Annotated in this window: 10 protein-coding genes; 7 read left to right on the top strand and 3 right to left on the bottom strand. The window is 63.0% G+C overall.

Annotated elements, in window-relative coordinates:
• Positions 1-801, bottom strand: an 801-nt coding sequence (gene rsmI, locus I5W_RS27040) for a 16S rRNA (cytidine(1402)-2'-O)-methyltransferase (protein WP_044531584.1), incomplete at its 3' end; no start/stop codon positions are given.
• A 13-nt stretch (positions 802-814) separates the two neighbouring features.
• Between rsmI and I5W_RS27045 the strand changes: the two genes are divergently transcribed.
• From I5W_RS27045 to I5W_RS27070, 6 genes are all read left to right on the top strand, one after another.
• Complete coding sequence (locus I5W_RS27045) at positions 815-2080, top strand: penicillin-binding protein activator (RefSeq protein WP_044531585.1); 1266 nt, start codon at positions 815-817, stop codon at positions 2078-2080.
• Positions 2081-2087: 7 nt separating this feature from the next.
• Complete coding sequence (locus tag I5W_RS27050; protein ID WP_044531586.1) at positions 2088-2456, top strand: YraN family protein; 369 nt, start codon at positions 2088-2090, stop codon at positions 2454-2456.
• 123 nt (positions 2457-2579) lie between these two features.
• A complete protein-coding gene (locus tag I5W_RS27055; protein WP_017455023.1) occupies positions 2580-3176 on the top strand; it encodes a phosphoheptose isomerase in 597 nt (198 codons plus the stop codon).
• Positions 3169-3828, top strand: a complete 660-nt coding sequence (locus I5W_RS27060; RefSeq protein ID WP_017450111.1) for a BON domain-containing protein — start codon at positions 3169-3171, stop codon at positions 3826-3828. The genes I5W_RS27055 and I5W_RS27060 overlap by 8 nt, the downstream gene beginning before the upstream one ends.
• Positions 3829-4005: 177 nt before the next feature.
• Positions 4006-4533: a peroxiredoxin family protein gene (locus tag I5W_RS27065; RefSeq protein WP_017450112.1), complete on the top strand. Its 528-nt coding sequence runs from the start codon at positions 4006-4008 to the stop codon at positions 4531-4533.
• A gap of 176 nt (positions 4534-4709) precedes the next feature.
• Positions 4710-5207 (top strand): hypothetical protein, encoded by a 498-nt coding sequence (locus tag I5W_RS27070; protein WP_017450113.1) that lies wholly within the window; start codon positions 4710-4712, stop codon positions 5205-5207.
• Between the two features lie 103 nt (positions 5208-5310).
• Here I5W_RS27070 and pyrE read toward each other — a convergent pair whose 3' ends face one another.
• On the bottom strand, positions 5311-5970 hold the full coding sequence (pyrE, locus tag I5W_RS27075; protein ID WP_017450114.1) for an orotate phosphoribosyltransferase: 660 nt from the start codon (positions 5968-5970) through the stop codon (positions 5311-5313).
• A 172-nt stretch (positions 5971-6142) separates the two neighbouring features.
• On the opposite strand from pyrE, the gene I5W_RS27080 reads away from it, so the two are divergent.
• On the top strand, positions 6143-6919 hold the full coding sequence (locus I5W_RS27080; RefSeq protein WP_044531587.1) for an exodeoxyribonuclease III: 777 nt from the start codon (positions 6143-6145) through the stop codon (positions 6917-6919).
• A gap of 75 nt (positions 6920-6994) precedes the next feature.
• On the opposite strand, the gene I5W_RS27085 is transcribed toward I5W_RS27080, so the two are convergent.
• Positions 6995-8706, bottom strand: a 1712-nt coding sequence (locus I5W_RS27085) for a DNA topoisomerase (RefSeq protein ID WP_044531588.1), incomplete at its 5' end; no start/stop codon positions are given.

Below are 8706 nucleotides of genomic sequence, written 5' to 3' on the forward strand. Positions count from 1 at the left end.
GGCACTCCTCAGCAAGATGCGCAGCACGCGCTCGCCCTCGGCATCTTCGCCCTCGACCGGCTGCGCCCCTTCCAGCAAGACCACGAATTCGCCGCGCTGGCGGTTGGCATCCTGTGCCAGCCAGGCTGGTGCCTCGCCCAGCGGGCAGCGGTGGATGTGCTCGAACAGCTTGGTCAGTTCGCGCGCCAGCACCACCTGACGGGTGGGGCCGAACACCTGCAGCAGCGATTGCACCGTCTCGACGATGCGGTGCGGGGCTTCATAGAACACCAGCGCGGCTTGCAGATCGACCAGCTCTTGCAGGGCGGTCTCGCGCTGGCGCGTCTTGACCGGCAGGAAGCCGACGAAGAGGAAGCGCGCATCGGCCAGGCCCGAAGCCGACAAGGCCGTCACCGCCGCCGACGCCCCCGGCAGCGGAATGACCTGGAACCCTGCTGCGCGCACGGCGTCCACGACACGGGCGCCCGGATCGGAGACGGCAGGTGTGCCGGCGTCGGAAACCACGGCCACGCGCTGGCCGGCCTGCAGCCGCTCGATGATCTTGGCGGCGGCTTCGCGCTCATTGTGTTCATGGGTAGCCAGCAACTGTTTGGACAAGCCATAGCGCTGCAGCAACTGGCTGGTATTGCGGGTATCCTCGCAGGCCACGGCATCGGCCAGGGCCAGCACGTGCAGGCCGCGCAGGCTGATGTCGCAGACATTCCCGATGGGCGTGGCCAGCACATATAATGCCGACACCGGATAGGTTTGCTGGGCGGCATCCTGCAGGATGGCGGCGGCGACGCTGGAATTCTGATTCATTGAAGGGGACGGGATGTTCACTGGTTTGAAGAAAATGACCGCACAAGCGGCCTTGCTGGCAAGCGTGCTGGCGCCCTGGATGGTAACGGCCAGCGCTGCAGCAGCCGACAGTGTACCCCTGCTGGCCCAGGCTGCCACGCTGCCATCCTCTGCAACGAACCCCACCCCGGCCCCGCTGGCCTTGCCGCCGGGCACCTCGCCCGAGATGGAAGCCGCCGCCGAAGGCGCAGCAGCCGCTCCGGCTGCGGCCCCGATTCGGATGGTGTTGCTGCTGCCTTCCCGCAGCGGGGCCTTCGGCGCGGCGGCCGATGCAGTGCGCATGGGCTTGTTGACCGCCTATTCACGCCAGAAGGAAAACATCCAGTTGGCCATCGTCGAGACCGGCGACTCGGCCGCCGACATGCAGCGCGCCTATGATGAGGCGGCCAGCAAGTACGACATCCTGATCGGCCCGCTCTCGCGCAGCGCCGTCACCGCCGTGGCGCAAAGCGGGCGCGTGAACAAACCCACCGTGGCGCTGGCCCAGCCGGACATGAATGGCGAAGCCGACCTCCCCTTGCCGCCGCAGATGCTGGCGGTAGGTTTGTCCATCGACGAAGAGGCGCGCCAGGTGGCCAACTGGGTGGAAAAGGAAAAGGCGCCCGGCAAGATCTTCGCCGTATCCACCGGCATCGCCTGGCAAAAGCGCGCAGCCCGCTCCTTCATGCTCCGCGCCCGGCAACTGGGCCTGCAGGTCGAAACGCTGGAATTGAGTACCCCAGCCAATGCACTGTCCGCCCCCGGCCTGGCGCAACTGGCCAAGCGCGTGGAGCAGGAAAAGCCGGCCCTGATCTTCGTGGCCCTGGATGCGGCCCAGACCGCGCAATTGCGCAGCGCCGTGGGCAACGAGCTGCCGCTGTACGGCACCTCGCAGATCAATCCCTATACGCTCAAACGCGACAATCCCAACGACAAGCTGCCCGAACTGGATGGCGTGCGCCTCATCGACATTCCCTGGCAACTGCAGCCGGACAACTTGGCCGTGAGCCGCTATCCACGCCCGGCCCTCAATGAGGGCGAGCGTCCCAATGCAGATTTGGCGCGCCTGTATGCGCTGGGCATCGATGCCTATCGGGTGGCCTACGGCATCGCCCAGCGCCAATCCAGCTTCGACATCGATGGCGTCACCGGTCGCCTGAATGTGAACATGAACAGCGGCGGTGCCACCTTCTTCCAGCGCCAGGAAACCCAGGCCGTCTACCAGGACGGCTGGCCGGTGCCGCTGGCCGACCAGTACTGAGGCCAGCATGGCGCTGCGCGACCTGCTAGGGCGAACCTCGCGCCAACGCAGCGGCGACGCAGCCGAGGACCAGGCCCTGGCCTATCTGCAGCGCCAGGGCCTGACGCTGGTAGAACGTAATTTCCGCTGCAAGGGTGGCGAGATCGATCTGATCCTGCGCGAGGGCGCCACGGTGGTGTTCGTCGAAGTGCGCGCCCGCGCCAGTGCCGCCTATGGCGGGGCAGCGGCCAGCATCACCCCGGCCAAGCAACGGCGCCTGCTGCTGGCGGCCCAGGTCTGGCTGCAAGGCCAGCCCGGTTTGCCACCCTGCCGCTTCGACGTCATTGCCCTGGAGGGTGGACAAATGCAGTGGTTGCGCAACGCCATCACTGCCTGAAGGGGCAGGAGTGCTGCATCATCCCGGCGCTGGTCGTATCATGTGCGACCGGATTGCCAGAAACTTCACGTTACCAATTGCCCGGGCTTGGCCACCGCCAAGTCCTCTATAATCGCAGCCACTATGACAAATCCCCGCATCCTCGCCCATTTTCAGGAAAGCGCCGACCTGAAGATGAAAGCAGCCAGCGTTCTGGCGCAACCGATCGAACAGGCGATTGAACTTATGTTCACTGCACTGTCGAATGGCAACAAGATTCTTGCCTGTGGCAATGGTGGATCGGCCGCCGACAGCCAGCACTTCGCCGCCGAACTGGTGGGGCGCTTCGAACGTGAACGCCTGCCGCTGCCGGCCCTGGCCCTGACCACCGACACCTCCATCCTCACGGCGGTCGGTAACGATTACAGCTACCAGGAAATCTTCTCGAAGCAAGTCCAGGCCTTCGGCCAGGCCGGCGACATCCTGCTGGCCTTCTCGACCTCGGGCAATTCGGGCAACATCCTGGCGGCCATCGAAGTGGCCCACGAACGCGATATGCGCGTGGTGGCACTGACCGGCAAGGGCGGTGGCAAGATCGGCAAGATCCTCACCGATGCCGATGTGCATATCTGTGTGCCGCATGACCGTACTGCGCGCATCCAGGAAGTGCATCTGGTCTCGCTGCACTGCATTTGCGACGGTATCGACGTCGCCCTTTTCGGAGATGAAGCCAATGAATGATGCACGATCGCTGTTGACCCGCCTGCGCCGCCCACTGGCGGCCGTGGCCCTGGGTGGCATGGTGGCCTTGAGCCTGCAGGGCTGCTTTGCCGTGTTGGCTGGCGGTGCGCTGGCCACCACCTTTGCCGCCACCGACCGCCGTACCCTGGGCGCGCAGACGGAAGACAAAGCGATCGTGGTCAAGGGCGAAGCCCGCATTCCCGAAGTGGTGGCCGCCGGCTCCCACGTCAACGTGACTGCCTTCAACCGCAAGGTGCTGCTATCGGGCGAAGTACCTGACGAAGCCTCCAAGGCCGCCGCCGAACGCGAGGTCAAGGCCATCCAGAACGTCGAGACGGTGTACAACGAACTGGAAGTGGGCCCCTCTTCCAGCTTCGGTTCGCGTTCCAACGATGCCTTGATCACCAGCAAGGTGCTGGCCAGCCTGGTGGACGACAAGGCGCTCTACGCCAGCGCCTTCAAGGTCACCACCGAGCGTGGCATCGTCTACATGATGGGCCGCGTGACCCCGCGTGAAGGTCAGCGCGCAGCGCAGATCGCCAGCGGTGTCTCGGACGTGAACAAGGTCGTGACCCTGTTCGAGTACATCACCGAAGATCAACTCAAGGAATACCAGCGCAAGCCGGCCAGCGAAAACAAGGCCACCAGTTGATGGCAGGGTTCGCCCCTGATGCGTGATGCAGGTCAAACCGCCGGCCCGTCCGGCGGTTTTCACGTCAAGCGCTCGCCCGCAGGATCCGGCGTGGCGGTCTATAATGGCGGGATACATCTGGAGCGGCTTGCTGCCGGCTCCTTCATCACATCCGTTACCCGGAACCCGGAGTTCTTCATGCAAGCACAGGCAAACGCTCCCAAGAGCGGTCTCATGATCAAGCTGGCCGCCGTCCTGATGGTGGCCGCCATCGCCGCCTTCGCCTATTTCAAGGTCAATGCCGGCAATGCCGCGCCCGACGTCACCTTCACCCAGCTCGATGGCCAGCAGGTGGCCCTGAAGGACTTGCGCGGCAAGGTGGTCATGGTCAACTTCTGGGCCACCAGTTGCACCACCTGCGTGGGCGAGATGCCCAAGATGATCGACACCTACAACAAGTTCAAGGACCGCGGCCTGGACTTCGTGGCCGTGGCCATGAGCTATGACCCGCCCAACTACGTGCTGAACTACACCGAGACCCGCAAGCTCCCCTTCAAGGTCGCGCTGGACACGCAAGACAAGCTGGCCAACGCCTTCGGCGACGTCAAGCTGACCCCGACCACCTTCGTCATCGGCAAGGATGGCAACATCATCAAGCGTTATGTCGGCGAGCCGCAGTTTGCGGAATTGCATCAATTGCTGGAGAAGGCACTGGCGGCAGCCTGAGCCCTTCCCCCTCCCCCCCTGAAGGCCGGCTTTGATGCCGGCTTTTTCATTTCCGATTGCAGGATGACAACTGAAAGGAACATCCCCTGGCCGGTCGCAGTCCAATAAATTCATATAGTCGCCATGACAAGCACTTGCGTGCGCCTGCCGACATATTCACCAACAAGGAGGCTGCCATGAAATTCCGAACCCTGTTCCTGATCGTGCTGCTGGCGCTGGTCGCCATCTTCGCCGCCGTCAACTGGACCGCCTTTACCGCCACCACCACCCTGTCGCTGATCTATACCGAATTCCAGGCCCCGCTGGGTGCGGTAATGCTGGGCGTGGTCGTGGTGCTGACGGCCTTCTTCCTGCTCTACATCCTGGCCTTGCAGACCAGCGTGATGCTGGAAAGCCGACGCCTGACCAAGCAGCTGGAAGCCCAGCGCGCCCTGGCTGACCAGGCCGAACATTCGCGCTTCAACGACTTGCGCAACTACCTCAAGACCGAGCTGGAACAGTTGCAGACCCGCCAGAGCGAACAGCAAACCCTGCTGGCGCAACGCCTGGATGCCCTGCAGCGGGATATCCACCAGCGCGTGGAACAGACCGAGAATGCCGTGGCCGCCCAGGTCGGTGAACTCGATGATCGTCTACAACGCCAGCAGGTGGCTGGGGCGATCAGGACGATGTAAGAAAAATTCACCAGCACCAGTAAAAAAGGCTGGATCCGCGAGGAACCAGCCCTTTTCCTTCATTTATTGCCTGATAAAGCCCTATCCAGCCCCCTGGAATGACTCAGACGCCGTAACGGCTGCGATAGGCCGCCACGGCATCCTTGTACTGGGCCAGGCCGGCATCGCCACCGTTGGAGATGTAGTCGAAGAGGTCGTTGAGGTTGCCAATGGAGACCACCGGCATGTCGTATTCACGGGCCACTTCCTGCACCGCCGACAGTTCCGACAGCGCGCCATCCTTGCCCGAGCGCTCCATGCGGTCCAGCGCGATGAGCACCGCGCAGGGGGTGGCGCCAGCAGCGCGGATCATGTCCACCGACTCGCGCACCGAGGTGCCGGCCGAGATCACGTCATCGATGATGACGACCTTGCCTTGCAACTTGGCGCCGACGATGGTGCCGCCTTCGCCGTGGTCCTTGGCTTCCTTGCGGTTGAAGGCAAAGGGGACGTTGCGGCCCATGCCGGCCAGCGCCACGGCGGTGGCCGAGGCCAGGGTGATGCCCTTGTAGGCGGGGCCGAACAGCATGTCATATTCCACCCCCGAATCCTGCAGGGTCTGGGCGTAGAAGCGCGCCACCTGGGCCAGCGTTGCGCCTTCGCTGAAGAGGCCGGCGTTGAAGAAGTAAGGCGAGGTACGGCCCGCCTTGGTGACGAATTCGCCAAAGCGCAGCACGCCGGCCGATACCGCGAATTCGATGAATTCCTGTCTCAAGTTGCTCACAATGCATTTCCCGGGAAGAGTCAAAACGGAAGGTGCGAACCGTTGGCGCTTGCCATTGGGCAAGGCCGGCGGTGCAAAGCCTTCATCAGGCCGTCATTTTAAATGATTCATCCTATCGGTTATGCTACCGGCCTGACTGAACACTCTACCGCAGCAAGCAAACAGGACATCCATGCCAAAAATCGTCTCCGCCAACCTCAACGGAATCCGCTCGGCCGCCAAGAAGGGCTTCTTCGAGTGGCTGCAAAAGGAAGCGCCGGACTTCGTCTGCGTGCAGGAACTGAAGGCCCAGGCAGCCGACATGACCGATGAATTCCTGGCCCCGGCCGGCTATGTCGGCCATTTCCACTATGCCCAGAAGAAGGGTTACTCGGGCGTGGGCGTCTACAGCCGCCGCCAGCCGGACTCGGTGCGCATCGGCTTCGGCAATACCGAATTCGATGACGAAGGCCGCTATGTCGAATGCGACTACGGCGACCTGACTGTGATCTCGCTCTATGCGCCTTCGGGCTCCTCCAGCGAGGAACGCCAGGAAGCCAAGTTCCGCTTCATGGAAGCCTTCTTGCCGCACCTGATGGAACTGGAAAAGAGCGGCCGCGAAGTGGTCATCTGCGGCGACTGGAACATCGCCCACAAGGAAATCGACCTGAAGAACTGGAAGAGCAACCAGAAGAATTCCGGCTTTTTGCCGGAAGAACGCGCCTGGATGACACGCATTTTCGACCAGCTGGGCCTGGTGGATGTGTATCGCCGCCTGCATCCCGAGACCACCGGCGAAGCCTACACCTGGTGGAGCAATCGCGGCCAGGCCTGGGCCAACAACGTGGGATGGCGTATCGATTACCACGTCGCCACGCCGGGCATCGCGGCCAAGGCGGTGAGCGCGGCGATCTACAAGGAGCAGCGTTTTTCGGATCATGCGCCGTTGACGGTGGTCTACAGCGACTAAGCCACGCCGACTCGCCAACAAAAAGCCCTCGCACCGTGAAGTGCGAGGGCTTTGTCGTTTCCGCCAGGTGGAAAATCAGGCGTCCGGCGCTGCTGCCTTCTTCGGCGTCGCCTTGCGCAACGCTGGCTTCTTGGCCGCGGCCGCCTTGGTCTTGGTGGCGGTGGTCTTGGCTGCGGTCTTGGTCGCCGTCTTCTTGGCGGCCGGCTTGGCGACTGCCTCGTCGGCACCGTCATCGGCGTCCGCCGCCTTGCCCTTGGCCGGTGCCTTGGCCTTGCGTTCCTCGAACTCGAAGCTGATCTTGCCATCCTTGCCACGCACCAGGAAGGCCTTGAAAGGCCGGCGCGTGCGCTGCGAGATGAAGCCCGGCAGCAGGTCGGTCTTGCCATCGTTCAGGAGCTTGGCCATCTGCTCCGGCAGGATTTCCTGCTGCAGGATGATGCGGCTGCTGCGGAAGTCGCAGGCCTTGGGCTTGGCCACGGTCTTCTCGCACACATAGGCCAGGCCCATTTCGTAGACGCCGCTGCCGCACTTGGGGCAGGCGCCCAGCGGGGTCTGCTCGCTGAAGTCCACCGGCTCGCCACCTTCACCCTCGGCCTGATCCTGGCCGAAGTCGAATTCCAGCTTGAAGTTCTTGATCTCTTCGTCGCGCGAAATCTTCAGGATGGCCGCGAACGGACGGCCCATCTTGGAGCGGAAGCCTTGCAGCGGACCGATGGTGCGGTTCTGCAGCAGCTCTTCCACTTCAGCGATTTCGAACTGGCGGCCACCCGGCACCTTGCTCATCGAGAATTCGCACTTGGTACAAGCGAAGCGGCGGTAATTTTCCTTCACCACGCCACCGCAGTTGGGGCAAGGCGTCTTCAGCGTCGCGTAGTCGCCGGGGATGGTGTCGTTGTCATATTCCTTGGCGCGCTTGACGATGATCTGGGTCATCTGCGCGATCTCGCGCATGAACTCGTCACGGCTGATCTTGCCGCGCTCCATCTGGGCCAGCTTGTGTTCCCACTCGCCGGTCAGTTCGGGTTCGGTCAGTTCGTCCACGCCCAGGCCATGCAGCAGCGTCATCAGCTGGAAGGCCTTGGCGGTGGGCATCATTTCGCGGCCTTCGCGCAGCAGGTACTTTTCGTTCAGCAAGCCTTCGATGATGGCCGCACGCGTGGCTGGCGTGCCCAGACCCTTGCCGGCCATGGCTTCGCGCAGCTCATCGGAGTCCACCAGCTTGCCCGCGCCTTCCATGGCCGACAGCAGCGTGGCTTCGGTGTAGCGGGCGGGCGGCTTGGTGACCAGGCCGTTGGCAGTGACCTTGTCGGTCTTGACCTTCTCGCCCGGGGCCACGGCCACCAGGTTGCCGCCGCCTTCCTTGTCCTTGTCGTCTTCCTCGACCTGCTTGCCGTAGATGGCCAGCCAGCCGGGGTTGATCATGACTTTGCCTTCGCTCTTGAACTGGTGGCCCGACACCTCTGTGAAGCGGGTGGTCACCTGGAACTCGGCCGGCGGGAAGAACACCGCCATGAAGCGGCGCGTCACCAGGTCGTAGAGCTTCTGTTCCGGCTCCGACAGGTTCTTGGGCACCTGGGTGGTCGGGATGATGGCGAAGTGGTCGCTGATCTTGGTGTTGTCGAAGATGCGCTTGTTGGGCTTGACCCAGCCTTGCTTCAAGATCTGCTTGGAGAACTGGTGATAATTGTTGTTCTCCGCCAGCGCCTCCAGGGTGTCCTTGACCGTGTTGAGGTAGTCCTCGGGCAGGTGACGCGAATCGGTACGCGGATAGGTCAGCACCTTTGCTT

Source organism: Herbaspirillum sp. B65 (genome assembly GCF_000333555.1).
Lineage (GTDB): Bacteria > Pseudomonadota > Gammaproteobacteria > Burkholderiales > Burkholderiaceae_D > Herbaspirillum > Herbaspirillum rubrisubalbicans.

Coding starts and splice junctions, on each gene's coding strand:
- I5W_RS27045 (WP_044531585.1), top strand. CDS start 815: ATGTTCACTGGTTTGAAGAAAATGACCGCACAAGCGGCCTTGCTGGCA.
- I5W_RS27050 (WP_044531586.1), top strand. CDS start 2,088: ATGGCGCTGCGCGACCTGCTAGGGCGAACCTCGCGCCAACGCAGCGGC.
- I5W_RS27055 (WP_017455023.1), top strand. CDS start 2,580: ATGACAAATCCCCGCATCCTCGCCCATTTTCAGGAAAGCGCCGACCTG.
- I5W_RS27060 (WP_017450111.1), top strand. CDS start 3,169: ATGAATGATGCACGATCGCTGTTGACCCGCCTGCGCCGCCCACTGGCG.
- I5W_RS27065 (WP_017450112.1), top strand. CDS start 4,006: ATGCAAGCACAGGCAAACGCTCCCAAGAGCGGTCTCATGATCAAGCTG.
- I5W_RS27070 (WP_017450113.1), top strand. CDS start 4,710: ATGAAATTCCGAACCCTGTTCCTGATCGTGCTGCTGGCGCTGGTCGCC.
- I5W_RS27080 (WP_044531587.1), top strand. CDS start 6,143: ATGCCAAAAATCGTCTCCGCCAACCTCAACGGAATCCGCTCGGCCGCC.